This window comes from Tahibacter sp., assembly GCF_035481375.1.
In the GTDB taxonomy this organism is placed as follows: Bacteria; Pseudomonadota; Gammaproteobacteria; order Xanthomonadales; family Rhodanobacteraceae; genus Tahibacter.
Window position 1 is genome coordinate 1 of record NZ_DATIGT010000236.1, and the last position, 21,392, is coordinate 21,392.

General features: G+C 64.8%; 17 protein-coding genes and 9 tRNA genes. 3 read left to right on the forward strand and 23 right to left on the reverse strand.

What is annotated here, in order from left to right; translation table 11 throughout:
* The 4 genes from VLF18_RS15735 to VLF18_RS15750 all read right to left on the reverse strand — a co-directional run.
* A partial coding sequence (locus tag VLF18_RS15735) for a multiheme c-type cytochrome (RefSeq protein ID WP_325280586.1) occupies positions 1 to 353 on the reverse strand: 353 nt, incomplete at its 3' end.
* A 167-nt stretch (positions 354 to 520) separates the two neighbouring features.
* Positions 521 to 1,240 (reverse strand): DNA polymerase III subunit epsilon, encoded by a 720-nt coding sequence (dnaQ, locus tag VLF18_RS15740; protein ID WP_325280587.1) that lies wholly within the window; start codon positions 1,238 to 1,240, stop codon positions 521 to 523.
* Positions 1,240 to 1,692: a ribonuclease HI gene (gene rnhA, locus VLF18_RS15745; RefSeq protein WP_325280588.1), complete on the reverse strand. Its 453-nt coding sequence runs from the start codon at positions 1,690 to 1,692 to the stop codon at positions 1,240 to 1,242. Before rnhA ends, dnaQ begins: the two co-directional genes overlap by 1 nt.
* On the reverse strand, positions 1,689 to 2,378 hold the full coding sequence (locus VLF18_RS15750) for a methyltransferase domain-containing protein (RefSeq protein WP_325280589.1): 690 nt from the start codon (positions 2,376 to 2,378) through the stop codon (positions 1,689 to 1,691). Before VLF18_RS15750 ends, rnhA begins: the two co-directional genes overlap by 4 nt.
* A gap of 159 nt (positions 2,379 to 2,537) precedes the next feature.
* Here VLF18_RS15750 and gloB point away from each other — a divergent pair, with 159 nt between their 5' ends.
* The 3 genes from gloB (at position 2,538) to VLF18_RS15765 (ending at position 5,722) form a co-directional block, all read left to right on the forward strand.
* Positions 2,538 to 3,317 carry a hydroxyacylglutathione hydrolase gene (gene gloB / locus VLF18_RS15755; protein WP_325280590.1) on the forward strand — a complete coding sequence of 260 codons (780 nt, stop codon included), beginning with the start codon at positions 2,538 to 2,540 and terminating at the stop codon, positions 3,315 to 3,317.
* A 17-nt stretch (positions 3,318 to 3,334) separates the two neighbouring features.
* Positions 3,335 to 4,717, forward strand: a complete 1,383-nt coding sequence (locus VLF18_RS15760; RefSeq protein WP_325280591.1) for a transglycosylase SLT domain-containing protein — start codon at positions 3,335 to 3,337, stop codon at positions 4,715 to 4,717.
* A gap of 222 nt (positions 4,718 to 4,939) precedes the next feature.
* Entirely contained in the window at positions 4,940 to 5,722 is a 783-nt protein-coding gene (locus VLF18_RS15765) for an enoyl-ACP reductase FabI (RefSeq protein WP_325280592.1), read from the forward strand.
* 105 nt (positions 5,723 to 5,827) lie between these two features.
* On the opposite strand, the gene VLF18_RS15770 is transcribed toward VLF18_RS15765, so the two are convergent.
* The 19 genes from VLF18_RS15770 to recA all read right to left on the reverse strand — a co-directional run bounded on the left by VLF18_RS15770 (position 5,828) and on the right by recA (position 21,347).
* A complete protein-coding gene (locus VLF18_RS15770) occupies positions 5,828 to 7,732 on the reverse strand; it encodes a SurA N-terminal domain-containing protein (RefSeq protein ID WP_325280593.1) in 1,905 nt (634 codons plus the stop codon).
* Between the two features lie 132 nt (positions 7,733 to 7,864).
* Positions 7,865 to 7,941, reverse strand: a tRNA-Asp gene (locus VLF18_RS15775).
* A 7-nt stretch (positions 7,942 to 7,948) separates the two neighbouring features.
* Positions 7,949 to 8,023, reverse strand: a tRNA-Val gene (locus tag VLF18_RS15780).
* Positions 8,024 to 8,036: 13 nt separating this feature from the next.
* Positions 8,037 to 8,309: an HU family DNA-binding protein gene (locus tag VLF18_RS15785; protein ID WP_257386380.1), complete on the reverse strand. Its 273-nt coding sequence runs from the start codon at positions 8,307 to 8,309 to the stop codon at positions 8,037 to 8,039.
* Between the two features lie 326 nt (positions 8,310 to 8,635).
* Positions 8,636 to 11,131, reverse strand: a complete 2,496-nt coding sequence (gene lon, locus VLF18_RS15790; protein ID WP_325280594.1) for an endopeptidase La — start codon at positions 11,129 to 11,131, stop codon at positions 8,636 to 8,638.
* 243 nt (positions 11,132 to 11,374) lie between these two features.
* A complete protein-coding gene (gene clpX, locus VLF18_RS15795; RefSeq protein ID WP_325280595.1) occupies positions 11,375 to 12,652 on the reverse strand; it encodes an ATP-dependent Clp protease ATP-binding subunit ClpX in 1,278 nt (425 codons plus the stop codon).
* A gap of 113 nt (positions 12,653 to 12,765) precedes the next feature.
* The gene (gene clpP, locus VLF18_RS15800; protein WP_325280596.1) at positions 12,766 to 13,398 is read right to left on the reverse strand and encodes an ATP-dependent Clp endopeptidase proteolytic subunit ClpP; all 633 of its coding nucleotides are present in this window, start codon (positions 13,396 to 13,398) and stop codon (positions 12,766 to 12,768) included.
* 122 nt (positions 13,399 to 13,520) lie between these two features.
* Positions 13,521 to 14,819, reverse strand: a complete 1,299-nt coding sequence (gene tig, locus VLF18_RS15805; RefSeq protein WP_325280597.1) for a trigger factor — start codon at positions 14,817 to 14,819, stop codon at positions 13,521 to 13,523.
* 70 nt (positions 14,820 to 14,889) lie between these two features.
* Positions 14,890 to 14,974, reverse strand: a tRNA-Leu gene (locus VLF18_RS15810).
* Positions 14,975 to 15,049: 75 nt separating this feature from the next.
* Positions 15,050 to 15,125, reverse strand: a tRNA-Lys gene (locus tag VLF18_RS15815).
* Between the two features lie 4 nt (positions 15,126 to 15,129).
* Positions 15,130 to 15,206, reverse strand: a tRNA-His gene (locus VLF18_RS15820).
* 19 nt (positions 15,207 to 15,225) lie between these two features.
* Positions 15,226 to 15,302: transfer RNA gene (locus tag VLF18_RS15825), tRNA-Arg, on the reverse strand.
* 20 nt (positions 15,303 to 15,322) lie between these two features.
* Positions 15,323 to 15,399 (reverse strand) — tRNA-Pro (locus tag VLF18_RS15830).
* Between the two features lie 165 nt (positions 15,400 to 15,564).
* Positions 15,565 to 15,641 (reverse strand) — tRNA-Arg (locus VLF18_RS15835).
* 514 nt (positions 15,642 to 16,155) lie between these two features.
* A tRNA-Ser gene (locus VLF18_RS15840) sits at positions 16,156 to 16,248 on the reverse strand.
* Between the two features lie 82 nt (positions 16,249 to 16,330).
* Positions 16,331 to 16,531, reverse strand: a complete 201-nt coding sequence (gene csrA / locus VLF18_RS15845; protein ID WP_325280598.1) for a carbon storage regulator CsrA — start codon at positions 16,529 to 16,531, stop codon at positions 16,331 to 16,333.
* Between the two features lie 336 nt (positions 16,532 to 16,867).
* Complete coding sequence (gene alaS, locus VLF18_RS15850) at positions 16,868 to 19,501, reverse strand: alanine--tRNA ligase (RefSeq protein ID WP_325280599.1); 2,634 nt, start codon at positions 19,499 to 19,501, stop codon at positions 16,868 to 16,870.
* 164 nt (positions 19,502 to 19,665) lie between these two features.
* Positions 19,666 to 20,232 carry a regulatory protein RecX gene (locus VLF18_RS15855; protein WP_325280600.1) on the reverse strand — a complete coding sequence of 189 codons (567 nt, stop codon included), beginning with the start codon at positions 20,230 to 20,232 and terminating at the stop codon, positions 19,666 to 19,668.
* A gap of 74 nt (positions 20,233 to 20,306) precedes the next feature.
* Positions 20,307 to 21,347 carry a recombinase RecA gene (recA, locus tag VLF18_RS15860; protein WP_325280601.1) on the reverse strand — a complete coding sequence of 347 codons (1,041 nt, stop codon included), beginning with the start codon at positions 21,345 to 21,347 and terminating at the stop codon, positions 20,307 to 20,309.
* Between the last annotated feature and the right edge of the window lie 45 nt (positions 21,348 to 21,392).

Here is a 21,392-nt window from a genome sequence, read left to right on the forward strand (position 1 = left end):
ATCTGGAAGCGCTCGCCGCGTTGTGCCGCCGGTACGTTGTCGGCATGGCAGTCGAGACAGATCTTGGCTTCGGCGGCACTGCCGATGCCGAGCTTGCGCGCGATCTCGGCGGACGCAGGCTGCTGCAGGATCGCATAGGCCTTCGCGTGCGGATCGGTTTCCTGCCAGACCGCAAATTCGTTCTGCATCACGTGGGAGTCGCGAAACACCTGCGACGCACCGTGACAGACGCTGTTGGAACAACTGGCGACACCGAGATGCCTGTGCGCCGCGATCGCATCGACCGCCGAGGCGGACAGCGCACCGGGCAGCAGGAACACGCACACGGCAACGATCCACGTACGCAGTTTCATCGCCGAACTCCCCATTCGAGCGAACACCCCTGGCGGCTGCTGGGTGCGCGGAGCGATTATGCCACGGCCTTCGCAGCGGGAATTGCGGATCGCGCCGGTCTTCCGGGCGGCCCTCCGGGCAGCTACTACGCAATCCGGCAGCCGATCCTGACAGCGCGGGCCTCGGGTCAGGCGGGAACGGCATCCAGGCGACGCCAGACGCAGCCGCCCTTGCTGGCCTTGTCGATCGCGGCGAGCCGCGCTTCGTGGGCCGCCGTTTCCTCGGCGTCGGCGTAGCGCACGAGCACGGGCGGGCGCTCGCCGCCCAGGTGATCGGCGGCAAGGCGAACCTCCTGCGTCTCGGCCTCGATCGCGAAATCGAGCGCCCCCTGCCCCGCGGTCAGCGCTAGATAGACGTCGGCGAGGATTTCCGCATCGAGCAGCGCGCCATGAAGCTCGCGATGGCTGTTGTCGATGTCCAGCCGCTTGCACAGCGCGTCGAGACTGTTGCGCTGGCCCGGATACATCTCGCGCGCGAGCGCCAGCGTGTCCAGGACGGTCGCGTGATCGCGCAGCCGGCCGTATTCCGGACCGAGCCGCGCGAGTTCGGCGTCGATGAAGCCTACGTCGAATGCAGCGTTGTGGATAATGAGTTCCGCGCCGCGAATGTAGTCGAGGAACTCCGCGACGACGTCGGCGAAGCGCGGCTTGTCGGCGAGGAATTCGATGCTGATTCCGTGCACCGCCTGCGCACCCGCGTCGATGTCGCGTTCGGGATTGAGATAGCGGTGGAAGTGGCTGCCGCTGACGCGGCGCGACATCAGCTCGACGCAGCCCAGTTCGATCAGGCGATGGCCGCGCGCGGCGTCGAGGCCCGTGGTTTCCGTGTCGAGCACGATCTGGCGCATCAGCGTTCCTGCTTGTGCCGCTCGGCGGCCTTACGGGCCGCACGGTCGACGCGTTCGTTGTCGGGATGGCCGGCGTGGCCGCGCGTCCAGAACCATTCGACGCGATGCCGGGCCACCGCGGCCGCGAGGCGCTCCCAGAGATCCTGGTTCTTGACCGGCTTCTTGTCGGACGTGCGCCAGCCGTTGGCCTGCCAGCGTGCGAGCCATTGCTGCATGCCCTGCTTGACGTACTGCGAGTCGGTCGTGATGCGCACGCCGCAGGGCCGTGTCAGGGCTTCGAGCGCGGCGATCGCGCCCATGAGTTCCATGCGATTGTTGGTCGTCTCGGCTTCGCCGCCCGAGATGACTTTCTCGACGCCGCCGTAACGCAGCAGTGCAGCCCAGCCGCCCGGACCGGGATTGCCGAGGCAGGCGCCGTCGGTGAACACGTGGACCACGGAAGAATCGCTCATGCGCTCGCGCGTTGCGTACCCGACGCGAGGTTGGCGCGCACGGGGCGCGGACGCAGCGCGACCGGCAGCGTGCGCGCGAGCGCCGCGGCGCTGCGCTTGCGCGCGATCAGCATCCAGCTCGGCTGGAGCGCCGGCGGCACGTCGAAGCGCAGACCGCCGGCCGCGAACGGCGCATGACCGACGCGACGCTCGGCATAGACGTCGACACCGCACCGCGACAGCGCGCGGCGCGACGACGCGGCGGAGGCGAAACGCGGCGCCTCGGCGCCGCGGCCCTGCCAGGCGAGCCAGGCGCGAGAGACCCCGTAACGCGCGAAGCCGATGACGATCGCGATGCCGCCGGGTTCGAGAACGCGGACGATTTCGTCGCGCAGCGCAGCAGGATCGGCGACGCGTTCGAACGCGTGCTGCACGACGACGAGACGGAAACTGTCGTCGGCAAACGGCAGGTCGCCCGGCTCGCAGACGGTGTCGCCGCCGAGACGATGCGCCGACAGCACACGCAACCCTATGCGCCTTCCGAGCATCGGTGTCGCCATATGCCCGGCCAGTTCCGCATCGCCGCCGACGAACAGTCCCTGCCGCCCGAAAACGCCGGCGCATTCCGGCGCGAGCGCGGCGCGCTCGCGCGCGTACACCGCATTCAGCGCGGCGGATGGGGTAGTCGGCTGGAGTTGCAGGCGCATAGGCAGGGCGGCTTGGGGGACAGCGATTCTGCGCCAAGTCGGGGCGGCTTGTCGTGCAGCGCGTCATCGGCGAACACCGTGCCGTCGTTAAGCGGTCTTAACGAGCACAGCTCAGCCCGCGGCTATAGTCCGCCGTCCCGATCTGTCCGCCTGACTGCCGTGCTGCGCCTCGAGCCCGTTCCTGCCTTCGACGACAATTATCTGTGGCTCGCCCATGACGGCACGCATGCGGTCGCCGTCGATCCTGGCGCCGCGGAGCCCGTCGCCGCCACGCTGCAACGGCTCAACCTGCGGCTGTGCGCGATCCTCGTTACGCATCATCATGACGATCATATCGGCGGTGTCTCCGCGCTCCGCGCGGCCTGCGATGTCGCCGTGTATGCGCCCGACGACGCGCGCATCGCCGATGCGACGCATCGCGTCCGCGGTGGCGATGTCGTCGATCTCGCGCGGCCGAGCCTGCGGCTGAACGTGATCGACCTGCCCGGGCACACGCGCAGCCACATCGGCTACCACGGCGGCGGCGTGCTGTTCTGCGGCGACACGCTGTTCAGCGCCGGCTGCGGACGTCTGTTCGAGGGCACGCCGGCGCAGATGCTCGCGTCGCTCGACACGCTCGCCGCGCTGCCGCCCGAAACGGCGGTCTGCTGCGCCCACGAATACACATGGTCGAACTGCGCTTATGCCGCGACGGTCGAGCCCGACAACGCGCGGCTCGCAGCCCGCATCGCCGAAGTCCGCGATCTGCGCGACGCGCGTCGTCCGAGCCTGCCGAGCACGATCGCGCAGGAGCGCGCGACGAATCCGTTCCTGCGTGTGGACGAACCGGCTGTGATCGCGTGGGGCGAACGGCATGGCGTGCCGGCCCGCGCACGCGTCGAGCGCTTTGCCGCGCTGCGCCGCGGCAAGGATCAGTTCCGGGCGCCGGCGACATGGTGACGCGCCGCTGGCCGCGTATGACCGCACTCGCGCCGGCACTGCTGCTGGCCGCCTGTGCGACGGCGCCGAAACAACCGATCGCCGAGCCGTCGGCGATCGCGACGGCGACGTCCCTGCCGCCGCTCGATCTGCGCATCGCACCGCCCGAACGCATCGACGTGCCGCTCGCGCCGCCGCCGGAGCCCGGCGAGACGAACACCCTCGCCGCCGCCGACGCCTCGGTCTGGTCGCGCCTGCGCACGCGATTCGCGATGCCCGGCTGCGAATACAGTCCTGCGGTGCAGCGCTGGGCGCGCACGTACACGCAAGGCCCCGACCGGTTCGCCGCCTCGCTCAAGCGCGCGCTGCCGTTCCTGATGCTCGTGCTCGACGAGCTCGAACAGCAGGACCTGCCCGGCGAGTTCGCGCTGCTGCCGTATCTCGAAAGCCACTACGAGCCCGTGGTCGGCCGCGGCGGCACGCCCGCCGGCATGTGGCAGTTCATGCCCGACACGGCGCGCTCGGTCGGCCTGCAGGTATCGCCGCACTACGACGGGCGGCTCGACGCCTGGGCCTCGAGCACGGCTGCCGTCAGCATGCTCAAACGCTATCAGGACGTGTTCGGCGACTGGCGTCTCGTCGACATGGCGTTCAATGCCGGCGAATACCGCGTCAAGAAACTGCTGCAGCAGAACCGCTCGACGCTGAGCCGCGAAGAGATCGCTGCGCTGAAGCTGTCCCCGATCACGCACGACCATCTCGCGAAACTGCTCGCGCTCGGCTGCGTGATCAACGATCCGAAGCGCTTCGGCGTTACCCTGCCGGAGCCCTCGCCCGAGGATCACCTGGTCCGCGTCACGCTGACCGCGCCGATCGACATGCGCGTCGCCGCACGCCTGGCCGACGTGCCCGAGGACACGCTGCGCCGCTACAACGCCGGTCACCGCCAGTCGCGGATTTCCGCGACCTCGCCGATGCACCTGCTGCTGCCGAAACCCGCGCTGTCGCGGTTCCAGCAGCGCTATACCCAGCTCGCGCCGAGCGCCTGGAGCACCTGGGACGCGGTCAAGCTGCGCGAACGCCGGGGCGTCAGCGAACTCGCCGGTGCGGCGGCCGTGCCGATCGACCTCGTCGGCGCCGCCAACGGCGTGGGCGCATCGCGCGAGTTCGCCGCCGGCACGACCGTGTTCCTGCCCTCGGCGCTCGGCAAGGACGTCGGAACCGCATTGCCGCCCGTGCCGCTGTCGCCCGAGGCGCAGCAGCGCAACGCGGCAACGATCACGGTCAAGGGCGGCGACAACTTGTGGACTCTTGCAAAAACCCACAAAGTCAGCGTGACCAATCTGCGCCGCTGGAACAAGCTCGGCGACAAGGCGCAGCTCAAGCCGGGCCAGAAACTCTTCATCCAGGCCGTCGACTGACCCGCGGCCGCGGCAAACGCCCGTTCGGGCAGCACATCGTCCAAACCGCTACACTGCGCCGTTGCCCGCGTGCGGTCCCGCGCCCGGCCATCGGATGAATCCGCCGTCCTTCCGCCGCGATGCCCCGCATCGCCGCCGCTCGCTGCGGCACGCGAAACGACGACACGCCATCCGCGGGATGACGCCACGCCGCGACGGTTTCTTTTCGAATCGGGAGGTTCCATGGGTTTTCTGCACGGCAAGCGCGCCCTGATCGTCGGCATCGCCAGCCAGCGCTCCATCGCCTGGGGCATCGCCAACGCGATGCACCGCGAAGGCGCACAGCTCGCCTTCACCTATCAGAACGAGCGTCTGCGCGACCGCGTCGACGAAGCCGCGAACACGTTCGGCAGCAACATCGTGCTGCCCTGCGATGTCGCGAGCGATGCGGAGATCGCGAACCTGTTCGCCGAACTCGGCAAGCAGTGGGACGGCTTCGACATCCTCATTCACTCGGTCGGCTTCGCGCCGCGCGAAGCGCTGCAGGGCGAATTCCTCGAAGGTCTCACGCGCGAGAACTTCGCGATCGCACACGACGTGTCGAGCTACAGCCTGGCCGCGCTTGCGAAGGCCGCGCGTCCGATGATGCAGGGACGCAACGGCTCCGTGCTGACGCTGAGCTATCTCGGTGCCGAGCGCGCACTGTCGAACTACAACGTCATGGGCCTCGCCAAGGCCAGCCTCGAAGCCTGCGTGCGCTACCTCGCGTTCAATCTCGGCCCGGACGGTACGCGCGTCAACGCGATCTCGGCGGGCCCGATCAAGACGCTCGCAGCGGCGGGCATCTCGAACTTCCGCAAGATGCTCGATCACGTCGAAGAGCACGCGCCGCTGCGCCGCAGCGTCACGATCGACGACGTCGGCAACGTCGCGGCGTTCCTGAGCTCCGATCTCGCCGCCGGCGTCACCGGCGAAATTACCTACGTCGACGCGGGCTACAACATCCTCGGCATGACCGGCATCTGAGATTCGTGCGGCAAGCGCAGAATCGCGGACAACAAAAAAAGGCTGCCGTGAGGCAGCCTTTTTCATGGTTCGAAGGCGCGCGGACCAGAAGCCCGAGACGCCGTGTCACTGCATGCGGTCTTCGGCGATCTGGATCTTGGCCGACTTGCGCAGCGATGCGACGAAGTTGTTCGTCGCGACCATCGCGTTGATGCTCTGCAGCTGGTTGCGAATGGCCTCGCGGCCTGCCTCGTCGACTTTCGCGACATCGCCGTCGACGACCTTGTCGACCTCGAACAGCGCATAGGCGTCGTCGATCAGCGAGACACTGCCGAACTCGGGCTTGCCTTCGGCCGGACGCGGCAGCTTGAACGCTGCCTGCGCTATCCGCGAATCGATATTCGCCGCGTTGCGGCCCGTACCCTTTGCGTCGGTGACGCTGAGCTTCAGCTCGGCCGCGATCGCATCCATCTTTTCGCCTTTGCGCAGCCGCTCCAGCAATGCATCGGCGCGCTCACGCGCCTGCTTGGCAACCGCGTCGCGCACGAGGCGCGCACGGATTTCCTCACGCACTTCGTCGAGCGGACGCGGTTCGCTGCGCTTGTGATCAGCGATGCGCACGACGACCTTATGGTCCGGTGCGAGATCGATCAGATCCGAATTGCTGCCCTGCACGAGCACGCCGTCGGAGAACGCCGCCTTGATCACCGCGGGATTGGCCGCAATGCCGGTGCCGCCGGTGCGTGGGAACAGCGCGGTCTTCTGCGGCTCGACGCCGGCAGCCTTCGCGGCCGCAGCCAGCGAACCCGAATCGTTCAGGGCTTCGTCGGCGACCTTGCCGGCGAGTTCGCCGAACACGCGCTCGCGCTCGGTGTCGAGATAGGCCTTGGTCAGCTCCGGCTTGACCTCGGCGAAGGTCTTTTCCTTGCGCTCGCGAATATCGCGCAACTGGATGATGTGGTAGCCCTCGCCCGACAATACCGGCTCGGAAACCTCTCCCTTCTTCATCGCAAACAGCGCCGCTTCGAACGCGGCGTCGGCGACGCCCGCCTCGATCCAGCCCAGATCGCCGCCCTGCGCCTTCGAGCCGAGGTCTTCGGACGATTCCTTTGCCGCCGCCGCAAAATCCTTGCCGTCGCGGACGGTCTTCGCGATCTGCTGCGCCTTGGCCAGCGCCGCTTTCTGCGCGTCGGCGTCGCCGCCCTTGGCCGTGATCAGGATGTGCGAAACCAGGCGCTGCTCCGGCGTCAGGTAACGCGATTTCTCCCGCTCGTAGCGTTCGAGCAAAACCGATTCGTCGGGCGTCTCGGCGATCTTGACCGCCTTGGCGTCGAACTCGACGTATTCGAGCGACACCTGCTCGGCCGTCATGTATTCCGAACTGTGCGACTTGTAGAAGTTTTCCACTTCCGCATCGTCGATCTTCGGGGCGTCGGCCGGCTTGGGAATCGTCAGCGTGCGCAGGTCGCGGGTCTGGTCGCGCAAGCGGATATGCGCGTCGATGTCATGCGCCGTCACGATGCCGATGGAGCCGACCAGCGAACGCAGTTCGTCGGTGGCGAGCGCCTTGCGCCGGTCTTCCTGGAACTGCAGCGGCGACATGCGCGCGCCGGCCAGCGTCGCGCGGTAGGCGTTCTCGTCGAATTTGCCTTCGACCTGGAACTGCGGAATCGAGCGGATCAGTTCGCGCACGCGGTCGTCGGTGATGACGATGCCGAGCTTTTCGTTCGCATTGAGCAGCAGCTGTTCGTCGACGAGCGCGTCGAGTACCTGGCGCTTGATCTCGGGACGCTCCAGCAGGGCCGGATCGAGCTGACCGCCGGAACGCTGCAGCACGTTCTGACGATAGCTCTGGAAGCGATCGCGGAACTGTTCCGCCGAAATCTCGGCCTTGTCGACCTTCGCGACCCACGTGTCGTTGCGGCCTACAAAATACGATTCAATGCCGAAGAACGAGAACACGATAATCAGCGCGCCGAGCACGATTTTCGCTATCAGTCCGGAAGTCTTGTCTCGCAGCGATTGCAACATGAGGCTTGCCTGAACTTTAGTGATGTTCCGCGGCAGCGACCCGAGGCGCTGCCACCTGCGATCCCGGCGACACGGTATGTCACCGCGAGCCGGATAGAAAAAAGGGCGCCTGATGCGGCGCCCTTTGAAACGTGGCGGAGTGGACGGGACTCGAACCCGCGACCCTCGGCGTGACAGGCCGATATTCTAACCGACTGAACTACCACTCCACGGCATTGGTGGGTGCTGAGGGTTTCGAACCCCCGACCCTCTCCGTGTAAGGGAGACGCTCTACCGCTGAGCTAAGCACCCCCGCGGGAGCCGGTTAGTTTAGGGCATCCTTGAGGGCTTTGCCAGCCTTGAAGGCCGGGTTCTTGGACGCCTTGATCTTGATCTCTTCGTTCGTACGCGGATTGCGCCCGGTACGCGCGGCGCGCTTGCGCACCGCGAAAGTGCCGAAGCCGACGAGGGAGACGGTGTCGCCCTTCTTGAGCGCCTTGGTGATGACTTCGACCATCGCGTCGACGGCTTTGGCGGCATCAACCTTGGTCAGCTCGGCGGCATCGGCAACCGCACCCACGAATTCTGATTTGTTCATTTAACAATCCCTCTCGGAAACTGCGACCCGCTACGCTTGTTCTGTGGCGAAACGACTCTGTCCCTGGAACACCGGGCAATATTCGGAAAAGTGCGCTTCGCGGACCCCGTGATCGCCCGGACCTTTGCAGTCACTCGGACCACGTCCCGGCCTTTATACCAGCGGCCTAGTAGGCGCGCAACCTGAGTTCTGGCGCCATTTTGCGGGGTTTTACCGCGTTTCCGGCCGGGTTGTCGACGTCCCATACATGACGATTCGCGGCATGGCCGCGGACATGAAAACGGCGGCACGCGGCCGCCGTTTCGTTCCTCGAATATCGCCGAATTTCAGTGCGGCCGCACCGGCTGAGGCTCGGTGCCCTCGTCGCGCTTGCTGTCGGCCGCGGCTCCCTTTTCGGTTCCGGATTCGGACTTCTGAACCGGCGTCAGCGGCCGCTCGAGTGCGATATCGAGCACTTCGTCGATCCAACGTACAGCGTGGATCTCCAGCGTTTCGGTGACGTTCCTGGGAATATCGACGAGATCTTTCTTGTTTTCCTCGGGAATGATCACCGTCGTGATGCCGCCGCGATGAGCCGCGAGCAGCTTCTCCTTGAGACCGCCAATCGGCAGTACGCGACCGCGCAGCGTGATCTCGCCGGTCATCGCGACCTCGGAGCGCACGGGCACCTTGGTCAATGCGGAAACCAGCGCGGTACACATTGCGATGCCGGCGCTGGGACCATCCTTCGGCGTAGCGCCTTCCGGCACGTGGATATGGATGTCGTACTTCTGATGGAACTCCGGATCGACGCCGAGGCGATCGGAACGTCCGCGCACGACGCTGAGCGCCGCGTGGATCGACTCCTGCATCACGTCGCCGAGCTGGCCCGTGTGAATGAGCTTGCCCTTGCCCGGCACGACGGTGCCTTCGATGCTGAGCAGATCGCCGCCGACCTGGGTCCAGGCCAGACCCGTCACGAGGCCGACTTCGTTCTGCAGCTCGGCGCGGCCAAAAGTGAACTTCTGCACTCCGAGATACTGGTCGAGATTCGCCGAGTCGATGCGCACGGTCGCCGGCTTCGCCGCCGCCTTGCCCTTGGATTTCGGCTTCTCCTTGTCCTTCATCTCGCTTTCGCGCAGAGAAAGTTCCTTGACGACCTTGCGGCACACCTTGGAAATTTCGCGCTCGAGATTGCGCACGCCGGATTCGCGCGTGTAGTAGCGGATGATGTCGCGGATCGCTTCTTCCTCGACGCTGATTTCCTCGGGCTTGAGACCGTTCGCCTTGATCTGCTTCGGCAGCAGGTAACGCTTGGCGATGTTGATCTTTTCTTCTTCGGTGTAGCCCGGAATGCGGATCACTTCCATGCGGTCGAGCAGCGGCGCCGGGATGTTCAGCGAGTTCGCCGTGGCGATCCACATGACTTCCGAGAGGTCGAGATCGACTTCGAGATAGTGGTCGTTGAACGCGTTGTTCTGCTCGGGATCGAGCACTTCGAGCAGCGCCGAAGACGGATCGCCACGGAAGTCCATCGACATTTTGTCGATCTCGTCGAGCACGAACAGCGGGTTGCGCGTCGCGGCCTTCGTCATGTTCTGAACGATGCGGCCCGGCATCGAGCCGATATACGTGCGGCGATGACCGCGGATCTCGGCTTCGTCACGAACGCCGCCGAGCGACATGCGCACGAACTTGCGGTTCGTCGCCTTCGCGATCGACTGACCGAGGCTGGTCTTGCCGACGCCCGGAGGTCCGACCAGGCACAGGATCGGGCCCTTCATCTTGTTGACGCGCTGCTGCACCGCAAGATATTCGAGGATCCGTTCCTTGACCTTTTCGAGTCCGAAGTGGTCTTCGTCGAGCACGTCCTGCGCGACCTTGAGGTCCTTGCGTACCTTGCTCGCCTTCTTCCACGGCACGCCGACGAGCCAGTCGACATAGTTGCGCACCACGGTCGCCTCGGCGGACATCGGCGACATCTGCTTGAGTTTGTTGAGCTCGGCGCGGGCCTTGGTCTCCACCGGCTTCGGCATGCCGGCTTCATTGATCTTGCGCGCGAGTTCGTCCAGTTCGTTCGGTGTCTCCTCGAGATCGCCGAGTTCCTTCTGGATCGCCTTCATCTGCTCGTTGAGGTAGTACTCGCGCTGGCTCTTTTCCATCTGCGATTTCACGCGGCCGCGGATGCGCTTCTCGATCTGCTGCACGTCGATTTCGCCGTCGACGAAACCCATGAGCGCTTCGAAGCGATCGCCGACGTCGACCATCTCGAGCAGGCGCTGCTTGTCGGCGAGTCGGATCGACAGGTGCGCGGCGATCGTATCGGCGAGACGACTCGGGTCGTCGATGCCCGCGAGCGTCGCGAGCAGTTCCTGCGGCACCTTCCGGTTTAGTTTTACAAATTGCTCAAATGTGGAAACCAGCGAGCGCGACACGACCTCGATTTCGCGTTCGGAGCGCGAATAGACCGGATCGAGCGCATCGACCTTGCCGACCATGACGCCGTCGACGTCGCGATAGCCCTTGATGTCAGCGCGCGCCGCGCCCTCGACGAGCACCTTGATCGTGCCGTCAGGCAGCTTCAGCAGTTGCAGCAGCGTAGCGAGCGTCCCGACGGAATGCAGATCGGATTCGCGCGGGTCGTCGACATCCGGACTGCGCTGCGCCACGAGCAGGATCTGCTTGTCGCCTTCCATCGCCACGTCGAGCGCGCGGATCGATTTCTCGCGGCCGACGAACAGCGGAATGACCATGTGCGGATAGACGACGACGTCGCGCAACGGCAGAACCGGCAGCTCCAGCGCGCGCGGATCGGAAGCGACGGATTTTTCGGACTTTTCCATGAAGCGGTTCCTGGCGGCGACCTGTCGGGTCGAGCGGATACGGGGCCAGCCTGAGCGCAGGCCGATGGAGCGTCAAGTGCGGACGACGTGAACGAATGCAAGGTGCGCATGCGAGTTGCGTGCCGGCACCGCGTCGCGGAGGCGGCGCGTTCAGCGCAGAAGCGGATTTTCGCGAATATCCGTGAGCGGATCGCGGAGGAGACCGGTCGCGCGAATGACGCGACCGGTTCGATGCGGGCGTCGTTATTCGGCGACAGCGCGCGACTGCAGATTGCCGCGGTAGATCAGATATGGCTCGGCCTGACCGTTGATGACGGCCTCATCGACGACGACCTTGCTGACGTGCTCGAGCGACGGCAGCTCATACATCGTATCGAGCAGCACCTGCTCGAGGATCGTGCGCAGACCGCGCGCACCGGTCTTGCGCTTGAGCGCCTTGCGCGCGACGGCGGTCAGCGCCTCGGGACGGAATTCGAGTTCCGCGCCTTCCATCTCGAACAATTTCTTGAACTGTTTGACGATCGCATTCTTCGGCTCGGTAAGAATCTTGACGAGCGCGATCTCGTCGAGTTCCTCGAGCGTCGCGAATACCGGAAGGCGGCCGACGAACTCCGGGATCAAACCGAACTTGACGAGATCTTCCGGCTCGACGTCGGCCAGAACCTTGCCGACCGAGTTCGTCTGTTTCTTACTGCGCACGTCGGCCGAGAAACCGATGCCGGTCGACTCGCCGCGCTGCTGGATGATCTTTTCCAGGCCCGCGAATGCACCGCCGCAAATGAACAGTATGTTCTTCGTATCGACCTGCAGGAATTCCTGCTGCGGGTGCTTGCGACCGCCCTGCGGCGGCACCGACGCGATCGTGCCTTCGATGAGCTTCAGCAGCGCCTGTTGCACGCCTTCGCCCGAGACGTCGCGCGTGATCGACGGGTTCTCGCTCTTGCGCGAGATCTTGTCGATCTCGTCGATATAGACGATACCGGTCTGCGCCTTCTCGACGTCGTAGTCGCACTTCTGCAGCAGCTTCTGGATGATGTTCTCGACGTCTTCGCCGACATAGCCGGCTTCGGTCAAGGTCGTCGCGTCGGCGATCGTGAACGGCACGTTCAGCAGGCGCGCAAGCGTTTCGGCAAGCAGCGTCTTGCCAGAGCCTGTCGGGCCGACGAGCAGGATGTTGGACTTCGCGAGCTCGACCTCGTCGCTCTTCTGACGGGTCTCGAGGCGCTTGTAGTGGTTGTAGACCGCGACGGCGAGCGTCTTTTTCGCCCGCATCTGGCCGATGACGTACTGATCCAGAACGTCCATGATCTCGCGGGGCTTCGGCAGATGGCTGCGCGCGCTGGCGGCCTTCTCCTCGAGTTCCTCGCGGATGATGTCGTTACACAGCTCGACGCATTCGTCGCAAATGAACACCGACGGACCGGCAATCAGCTTGCGGACCTCGTGCTGACTCTTGCCGCAGAACGAACAGTAGAGAATCTTTCCGCTGTCGCCCGAACGGCCCTGCCGATCGTCAGTCATGCTCTGCCTCAAAAACGCGGGATAACGTATTCGTCACGAAGAATAGAACCCGCTACGCCCGCGGCGCAAGCGCAGGCGTGGCGAGGTCCGGCGGGAACGGGGGGCGGTCGGGATCAGGACTTGACGCTGTCCGACGGGCGCTTTTCGAGCACGGCGTCGATCAGGCCGTACTTCTGCGCGTCCGGGGCGCTCATGAAATTGTCGCGATCCGTGTCCCGGGCGATGATGTCGATTGCCTGGCCCGTGTGCTTGGCCATGATTTCGTTCAGGCGCTGGCGGATCGTCAGGATCTCGCGCGCGTGAATGTCGATATCCGACGCCTGACCGCTGAATCCGCCGAGCGGCTGATGGATCATGACGCGCGAGTTCGGCAGCGCGTAGCGCTTGCCCCTGGTACCCGCGGTCAGCAGCAGCGCACCCATGCTGGCGGCCTGACCGATGACCATGGTGCTGACGTCCGGCTTCAGAAACTGCATGGTGTCGTAGATCGCCATGCCGGCCGTGACCGAGCCGCCCGGGCTGTTGATGTAAAGATTGATGTCCTTGTCGGGGTTTTCCGACTCGAGGAACAGCAATTGCGCGACGACGACGTTGGCCATGTAGTCGTCGATCGGGCCCACGAGGAAGATCACGCGCTCTTTGAGCAAGCGCGAATAGATGTCGTAGGCGCGCTCGCCGCGGGAGGTCTGCTCGACCACCATCGGCACGAGATTGAGATTGCGGATCGGCTCAAAACCCTTGGACATGGATCACTCCGAATCAGATCTACCCGGGCCAGGGGTCAGTATCGGCCTGCCGGCGACGAACGCCGAGCGCGCCTGCAAAATGGAGACGGGGCAAGCCATCCGGCCTGCCCCGCCGTCGGGACTCAAGCCGTCGGTCGCATCACTTCATTGAACCCGAGCTTCTGCTCGGTCGCTTTCGCGTGATCGGCGATCCACTCGGTCACCTGATCCTCGATGACCCGGCTCTGCAGCGCGTTCATCAGTTGGGGATCCCGGTTGTAGAGTTCAACCACCTGTTCCGGCTCTTCGTAGGTCGACGCGATCGTGCTCAGGGTTTCGGCAACACGGCGCGAATCCAGGCGGATGTCGTTCTGGCGCGCGATCTCGCTGAGCAGCAGGCCGGCGGCGACGCGGCGGCGGGCCACGTCGGCGAACGCTGCAGCCGTGACATTGGCGGTCTGGCCCTGCTGGCGCGCCTGTGCCTCGGCCTGGCGCACGAGCGATTCGGCTTCGGCATCGATCATGCCTTTCGGCAGCTCGATATCCGCATGGGCGGAAACCAGTTTCTCGACGACTTCCGTCTTCAGGCGGCCGAGCAGCGTGCCCTTGAGCTCGCGCTCGAGGTTGGCCTTCACGTCGGCGCGGAACTTGTCGAGGCCGCCGTCGACGATGCCAAAACTCGAGAAGAACGCGTCGTCGAGCGTCGGGAGTTCCTGCACCTGGACGCGGACGATCTTGACCGCGACCTGCGCTTCCTTGCCGGCCAGGTTCTCGTTGCGGAATTCCGCCGGAAAGGTCAGCGTCAGCGTCTTCTCGTCGCCGGCCTTGAGGCCGACCAGGCTGTCTTCGAGTTCCTTGAACAGCGCGCCCGAACCGATGACGGTACCGACGCGGTCATTGCCTTCGGCAGGGAAGCGGTAGTCGCCGGCCTGGGCCGAGTATTCGAACAGCACCATGTCGCCGACGGCCGCGGGGCGATCCACCAGCGCAAACGTGCGGCGCTGCTGGCGCAGGGTCTCGATCATGGTGTCGACGTCGGCGTCGGTGACGTCGGCGGATGCGCGCACGATCTCGAGGCCGGAAACATCGATCGTGCCGAGTTCCGGCATGACTTCGAACGTCGCGGTGTATTCGATTTCGCCGTTGCTCGGCGCGCCGGTCGTCGCAACCGACGGGGGCATGGCCGGACGCAGGTTCTGACCTTCCATCGCCTCGACCAGCGTCGAGCGGATCAGCTCGGACATCGCTTCGTTGCGAACCTGGGCACCGAAGCGCTGCTCGATGACCTTGGCCGGCACCTTGCCCGGACGGAAACCGTTCAGACGAACGTTGCGGCCGAGGTCGACAAGGCGACTCTTGACCTGGCTGTCGAGCTGGTCGGCCGGAACCCGCACGGTGAGCTTGCGCTCGAGCTTGCCCACGTTTTCAACGGAAACTTGCATTGTTGCTCCTCGAACGGCGATCGGCCGCGTGCCCGCCGTTCCGGCGGCCGCGCGGCCATGAAGTCTGATCTGGTGCGAACGGAGAGAATCGAACTCTCACGGGTTGCCCCACTGGAACCTAAATCCAGCGCGTCTACCAATTCCGCCACATTCGCACACCGCCGGAATCGACCGGATTCCGGTTGCGCTCAACTTTGCGGAAAATCACGTGAGAACCGACGAAAGGAAGATGGTGGGCCGCCCCAGACTCGAACTGGGAACCTACGGATTAAGAGTCCGCTGCTCTACCAATTGAGCTAGCGGCCCACAATGGGGTGGAAGATGGGACTCGAACCCACGACCCTCGGAATCACAATCCGATGCTCTAACCGACTGAGCTACATCCACCGCAAACTTACGATCGCATTGGCGCGCCCGACAGGACTCGAACCTGCAACCGTCGGCTTAGAAGGCCGATGCTCTATCCGGTTGAGCTACAGGCGCAGTCTCTGGCTTGCGCACGCTGGTCGGGGTAGAGGGATTCGAACTCTCGACATCTAGCTCCCAAAGCTAGCGCTCTACCAGGCTGAGCTATACCCCGTCAGTCCAGACTTCGGTCACCCGTGACAATCCCAAAGAAACGAGGATGTTACGGATGCCTGCCTACACCGTCAATTACCGGGCAAAGGCCTGCAACCCCTCAACCAATCGCGTGCGACACTGAAGCCGTCGCCAAACAAAAGGGTGCCGCGGCACCCTCGAAAAATGGCGCGCCCGGAAGGATTCGAACCTCCGACCACCAAGTTCGTAGCCTGGTACTCTATCCAACTGAGCTACGGGCGCGCACTAACCTTGCCTTCCCTGCTGATGCGGTGCATCCCTTGCGCCGCCCCGCCGTTACGTTGCCGCCCCGACGAGAGGCGGAATTATTCGTATCGAGGCTGTGTTCGTCAACAGGTTTCGCGAAATTTTTTTCAGTAACGTTGCAGTCGGCTCTTCGACGCGGCGGCCCGCTGCGCGGCCAGAGCGAATGCACTGCATGAGTCGGCGCGACGGCAATACCGAACATGAAGCGCAAACATAAAAATGAATTTATAAAAAAGAAAACAAACCGCGCGACGTTCCGGCGATCGTCCGACGCGTCGCGTGCGACTTCCACTTTGCACGGCGTCGGCCGGTTTGCGGTGAGCGCGGGAGCTCATGAGCGAGGCCACGGCATGCACGACGTGAACCGGATCACATCGATGCGTACGCAGGGAAAGTGCCGGCCGGGCGATCATGCGGGGCGCGCGCAGCAAGGGAACGCTGCGTCGCGATGCTCCAACGAAAAAGGGGCCTGACGGCCCCTTTTCGTATCTGGCGGAGAGAGAGGGATTCGAACCCTCGATAGAGCTTTTGACCCTATACTCCCTTAGCAGGGGAGCCCCTTCGGCCTCTCGGGCATCTCTCCGGATTGTCTTTCGCATCGCCGGCTGCGGCGAAACGAGGCGCGGAAGAATAACGGCTCATCGGCGCCGGGTAAAGCCCGCTACTCAGGATTCGCCACCGGCCGTGCCGGCACCCGGTTCCTGCTCTCGCTTGATGCGCTGGTAGATTTCCTCGCGGTGGACAGCCACGTCTTTCGGCGCATTGATGCCGATGCGGACCTGGTTGCCTTTCACACCGAGCACGGTGACCGTGACTTCGTCTCCGATCATCAGGGTCTCTCCGACCCGGCGAGTCAGAATCAGCATCTTCTTCTCCTTTCGCCCTACGTCCCGGCCCTACGTCCTGGCAACCGCACACTGGTGATCGCGAATGCGCACGGGACCGATTCGACAGCATGGCAGCTGATTCGGCGGTCCTCCCCATTGCTCACGAATCGCGGAAGATTCCGCAAATCGTGTCAGTCGCCACTGCGTTTTTTTCTGCGAATTGGGGGCGACCACGCCGCAGGGATACTAGCGGACACCTTGGGGCCACGCAATTGAAGCTACGCATTACTTTCGTCAGGTTTGGCGTCGGTCATGCCCTAGTGCAAAAGCGCATTCGTGCGACCGACGCTATCACCGAAAACATCACGGATGCGTCTAGGCAAGCTGCTGCTCGACCCAGCCCCGCACGTCGCCGAGCACGCGCGGCAGCGCCGGCGAATCGTCGCCGCCGCCCTGCGCCAAGTCGGGACGACCGCCGCCCTTGCCGCCGATCTGCTTCGCGACGAAGCCGACCAGATCGCCGGCCTTGACCTTGCCGAGCGCGACGCCCTGCACGCCGGCAGCGAGCGAGACTTTTCCGTCCGCTGCGGAAGCCAGCAATGCGATGCAGTCCGGCAACCGCGCCTTGAGCTGGTCGACCGCTTCGCGCAGCGCCTTCGCATCGAGGCCGTCGACGCGCGCGACAACGAGCTTGCTGCCGCCGACGTCGAGCGCGGCGTCGGCAAGCTGTGCGGTCGCCGCACCCGCGGCTTTCGCCTTGAACGATTCGAGTTCGCGCTCGACGCGCTTCTGGCGATCGAACAGCTGACGCAGCTTGTCGGCGACGTCGGCCGACGACGCGCCGAGCAGCTGCGCGACCTCGTCGAGACGCCGCTCTTCTTCGCGCACGAACGCGAGCGCGCCGGCCCCCGTCACTGCTTCGATGCGCCGAATGCCTGCGGCGACGCCGCCTTCGCTCAGGATCTTGAACAGGCCGATGTCCCCGGTACGGCCTACGTGCGTGCCGCCGCACAGCTCGGTCGAAAATTCGCCGAACTTCAGCACGCGCACGTGCTCGCCGTACTTCTCGCCGAACAGCGCCATTGCGCCGAAGTCGATCGCGTCCTTATACGCCATGTTGCGCACGTCGGCCGCGGCGTTGCGGCGCACCTCGGCATTGACCAGATCTTCGATCTCGCGCAGTTCGTCGGCCGTTACCGGTTGAAAGTGAGAGAAGTCGAAACGTAGGCGATCCGGTGCGACCAGCGAGCCTTTCTGCGTGACGTGCGTGCCGAGCACTTTGCGCAGCGCGGCGTGCATGAGGTGCGTCGCCGAGTGGTTGAGCACGATCGCCGCGCGGCGGTGCGCGTCGATCTCGCCGCGCAGGAAATCGCCGACGCGCAAGGAGCTGCCTTCCCAGCGCCCGACGTGGCCGTGGAAGGTGCCGGCGAGCTTGACCGTGTCGCGCACGACGAAACGGCCCGCGGCCGAAACGAGCGCGCCGATGTCGCCGACCTGGCCGCCGGACTCGGCGTAGAACGGCGTGCGGTCGAGCACGAGCGTCGCTTCTTCTCCGTCGCCGAGTTCGTCGACGAGGCGCGAGCCGCGCACGATGCCGACGACGGCGAGTCCGTCGGAAGCGGCCTCGTCGTAGCCGAGGAACTTCGTCGCGGGTAGCTGCTGGATCGCTTCGGCGGACAGCGTCACCTTGGATTCGAACTGGCTCGCGCCGCGGGCATCTTCCTGCTGCTTGCGCATCGCGCGCTCATAGCCTTCCATGTCGACACTGAGACCGCGCTCGCGTGCGATGTCGGCCGTCAGGTCTACCGGAAAACCGTAGGTGTCGTAGAGGCGGAATGCATCCGCACCCGGAATCACCGACGTGCTTCTTGCGGCAACGTCTTCGAACAGCTTCATGCCCTTGCCGAGCGTCTCGCCGAAACGCTCTTCCTCGGCGGCGAGCGCGCGCTCGACGAGGTCGCGCTTTTCGACGAGCTCCGGATACGCCGCCCCCATCTGGTCGACGAGCGCCGCGACCATCTTGTGGAAGAACGCGCCGCGCACGCCGAGCATATAGCCGTGGCGCAGCGCGCGCCGGATGATGCGGCGAAGCACGTAGCCGCGGCCTTCGTTGGACGGCAGCACGCCGTCGACGACGAGAAAGCTGCAGGCGCGAATGTGGTCGGCAATGACGCGCAGCGATTTGTTCTCGAGGTCGGCGGTCCCGGTCAGTTCCGCCGCCGCCTCGATCAGGTGCCGGAACAGGTCGATCTCGTAGTTCGAATGCACGTGCTGCAGCACGGCGGAAATGCGCTCGAGCCCCATGCCCGTATCGACGCAGGGCGCGGGCAGCGGCGTCAGCGTGCCGTCCGCAGCGCGATCGAACTGCATGAAAACGTTGTTCCAGATTTCGATGAAGCGATCGCCGTCCTCGTCGGGCGAGCCCGGCGGGCCGCCCGGAATATGGTCGCCGTGGTCGTAGAAGATTTCCGTACAGGGTCCGCAGGGACCGGTATCGGCCATCTGCCAGAAATTGTCGGACGCAAACGGCGCGCCCTTGTTGTCGCCGATGCGGACGATGCGATCCGCCGGCAGGCCGACGACCTTGTTCCAGATGTCGAAGGCCTCGTCGTCGGTGTGGTAGACGGTGACGAGCAGGCGTTCCTTCGGCAGCTTCCAGACGTCGGTCAGAAGCTCCCAGGCATAAGTGATCGCGTCGTGTTTGAAATAGTCGCCGAAACTGAAATTGCCGAGCATCTCGAAGAACGTGTGGTGCCGCGCGGTGTAGCCGACCTGATCGAGATCGTTGTGCTTGCCGCCGGCACGCACGCAGCGCTGCGACGACGCGGCGCGCGTGTAGCTGCGTTTTTCCGAGCCGAGGAACACGTCCTTGAACTGGACCATGCCGGCGTTCGTGAACAGCAGCGTCGGATCGTTGCCCGGCACGAGCGGGCTTGAAGCCACGACTTCGTGACCCTTGCTCTTGAAAAAGTCGAGGAAGCTCTGGCGGATTTCTGCACTGCTGCGCATGGTCGTCGTCACTGAAGGCGGAATGAGTGCACGCCTGCGGAACAACGGCCAAGAATGCCTGGGACGCTCGGATCAGCTGCCATCCCGTGCAGATCGGGATCGAAATCGTGGATACGGAAAAACCGCACCGGCCGCGAAGGTCGGCACGTCCGTTCAGACCATCCCTAATCGAACTCCTCGGCGGAGTCGTCCACGTCGTCGGCGTGGGTGATGGCCCTTACTGTGGCGGCATCAAAGCCGCGGCGCAAGAGGAACGCCGCGCGCCTGGCCGTTTCCTGCCGATCTGCCGCCGGCTTCGCGCCATAACGGCGGCGATAGATCTGGCGCGCGAGGGCGATCCAGTCGGCCCCCTCTTCGTCCAGCGCGTCGCGGGCTTCGGAATCCGCAATGCCGTGAGTGCGCAGTTCCGCGAGGATGCGGCGGGGCCCCTGCCCCTGGCCGACACGGCTGCGCACGAGCAACTGCGCGAACCGCGCGTCGCTTTGAAACGACTGCTGCTGCAGTTGCGCGAGCGCGGCAGTTGCCTGGTCCGCGTCGTAGCCGGTCCGATCCAGCTTGCGCTTGAGTTCGCGCTCGGAGTGCTCGCGCCGGGACAGCAAGCCGAGTGCCTTGCCGTAGGCGTTCGCTGCCGGCTTCCGCGCATCGTCGCGACGGCCGCCGTTGCGGCTGTCGCCGGACTCGCCATCGCGGCTTTCGCTGTCGCCGCTTTCGCGCGGCCGTCTCGACATCATGGTATGCCTGCTGCGGTCGACCCGGCCGATCCGCTACGGCCGTCGCGACGCACCTTCGTCGCGACGGGCCGCAATCAGGCTTCCTCGGGCTCGACGACCTCGGGGCTCGGGACGTTGCGTCGCTCGGGCAGCATCTTGATGCGCAGCTGCGCCTCGATCTGTTCGGCGACCTGCTTGTGCTCCCGGAGAAAATTACGCGCGTTGTCCTTGCCCTGGCCGATGCGCTCGCCGTTGTAGCTGTACCAGGAGCCCGATTTCTCGACGAGCTTGTGGTCGACGCCGAGATCGATGAGTTCGCCCTCGCGGCTGATGCCTTCGCCGTAGAGGATCTCGGTGAAGACCTGCTTGAACGGCGGTGCGAGCTTGTTCTTGACGACCTTGATCTTGGTCTCGTTGCCGATGATCTCGTCGCCCTTCTTGACCGAGCCGATACGGCGGATGTCCAGACGCACCGAGGCGTAGAACTTCAGCGCGTTGCCGCCGGTCGTGGTTTCGGGGTTCTGGCCCGGCATCATCATGCCGATCTTCATGCGCAGCTGATTGATGAAGATCACGAGGCAGCCGGACTTCTTGATCGTGCCGGTCAGCTTGCGCAGCGCCTGGCTCATGAGGCGGGCCTGCAGGCCGACCTGCATCTCGCCCATCTCGCCTTCGATTTCCGCCTTCGGCGTCAGCGCGGCCACCGAGTCGATGACCACGATGTCGATGGAACCCGACCGGACCAGCATGTCCGCGATCTCGAGCGCCTGCTCGCCGGTATCGGGCTGCGACAGCAGCAGGTCGTCCACGTTCACGCCCAGTTTCGCGGCATAGATCGGATCCAGTGCGTGCTCGGCATCGATGAAGGCCGCCGTACCGCCCTGCTTCTGGCATTGGGCGATGGCCTGCAGGGTCAGCGTGGTCTTGCCGGAGGACTCGGGACCGTAGATCTCGACCACACGTCCCTTGGGCAGGCCGCCGATGCCCAGTGCCAGATCCAGCATCAGCGAACCGGTCGGGATGACCTCGACGGGCTCGATGACCCGGTCGCCCATGCGCATCACCGAACCCTTGCCGAATTGGCGCTCGATCTGGGTCAATGCGGCGGAAAGGGCGCGCTTCTTGTTCTCGTCCATCGTCGTGGTCCTAGTCAAAGTGGTCAGGTGCGATCAGTGTGGAGG

Bases quoted from the DNA above. Each gene is read 5' to 3' on its own strand.
- dnaQ (WP_325280587.1), bottom strand. From the start codon at position 1,240: ATGCGCCAGATCGTGCTCGACACGGAAACCACGGGCCTCGACGCCGCG.
- rnhA (WP_325280588.1), bottom strand. From the start codon at position 1,692: ATGAGCGATTCTTCCGTGGTCCACGTGTTCACCGACGGCGCCTGCCTC.
- VLF18_RS15750 (WP_325280589.1), bottom strand. From the start codon at position 2,378: ATGCGCCTGCAACTCCAGCCGACTACCCCATCCGCCGCGCTGAATGCG.
- VLF18_RS15760 (WP_325280591.1), top strand. From the start codon at position 3,335: ATGACCGCACTCGCGCCGGCACTGCTGCTGGCCGCCTGTGCGACGGCG.
- VLF18_RS15765 (WP_325280592.1), top strand. From the start codon at position 4,940: ATGGGTTTTCTGCACGGCAAGCGCGCCCTGATCGTCGGCATCGCCAGC.
- VLF18_RS15770 (WP_325280593.1), bottom strand. From the start codon at position 7,732: ATGTTGCAATCGCTGCGAGACAAGACTTCCGGACTGATAGCGAAAATC.
- VLF18_RS15785 (WP_257386380.1), bottom strand. From the start codon at position 8,309: ATGAACAAATCAGAATTCGTGGGTGCGGTTGCCGATGCCGCCGAGCTG.
- lon (WP_325280594.1), bottom strand. From the start codon at position 11,131: ATGGAAAAGTCCGAAAAATCCGTCGCTTCCGATCCGCGCGCGCTGGAG.
- clpX (WP_325280595.1), bottom strand. From the start codon at position 12,652: ATGACTGACGATCGGCAGGGCCGTTCGGGCGACAGCGGAAAGATTCTC.
- clpP (WP_325280596.1), bottom strand. From the start codon at position 13,398: ATGTCCAAGGGTTTTGAGCCGATCCGCAATCTCAATCTCGTGCCGATG.
- tig (WP_325280597.1), bottom strand. From the start codon at position 14,819: ATGCAAGTTTCCGTTGAAAACGTGGGCAAGCTCGAGCGCAAGCTCACC.
- csrA (WP_325280598.1), bottom strand. From the start codon at position 16,531: ATGCTGATTCTGACTCGCCGGGTCGGAGAGACCCTGATGATCGGAGAC.
- alaS (WP_325280599.1), bottom strand. From the start codon at position 19,501: ATGCGCAGCAGTGCAGAAATCCGCCAGAGCTTCCTCGACTTTTTCAAG.
- VLF18_RS15855 (WP_325280600.1), bottom strand. From the start codon at position 20,232: ATGATGTCGAGACGGCCGCGCGAAAGCGGCGACAGCGAAAGCCGCGAT.
- recA (WP_325280601.1), bottom strand. From the start codon at position 21,347: ATGGACGAGAACAAGAAGCGCGCCCTTTCCGCCGCATTGACCCAGATC.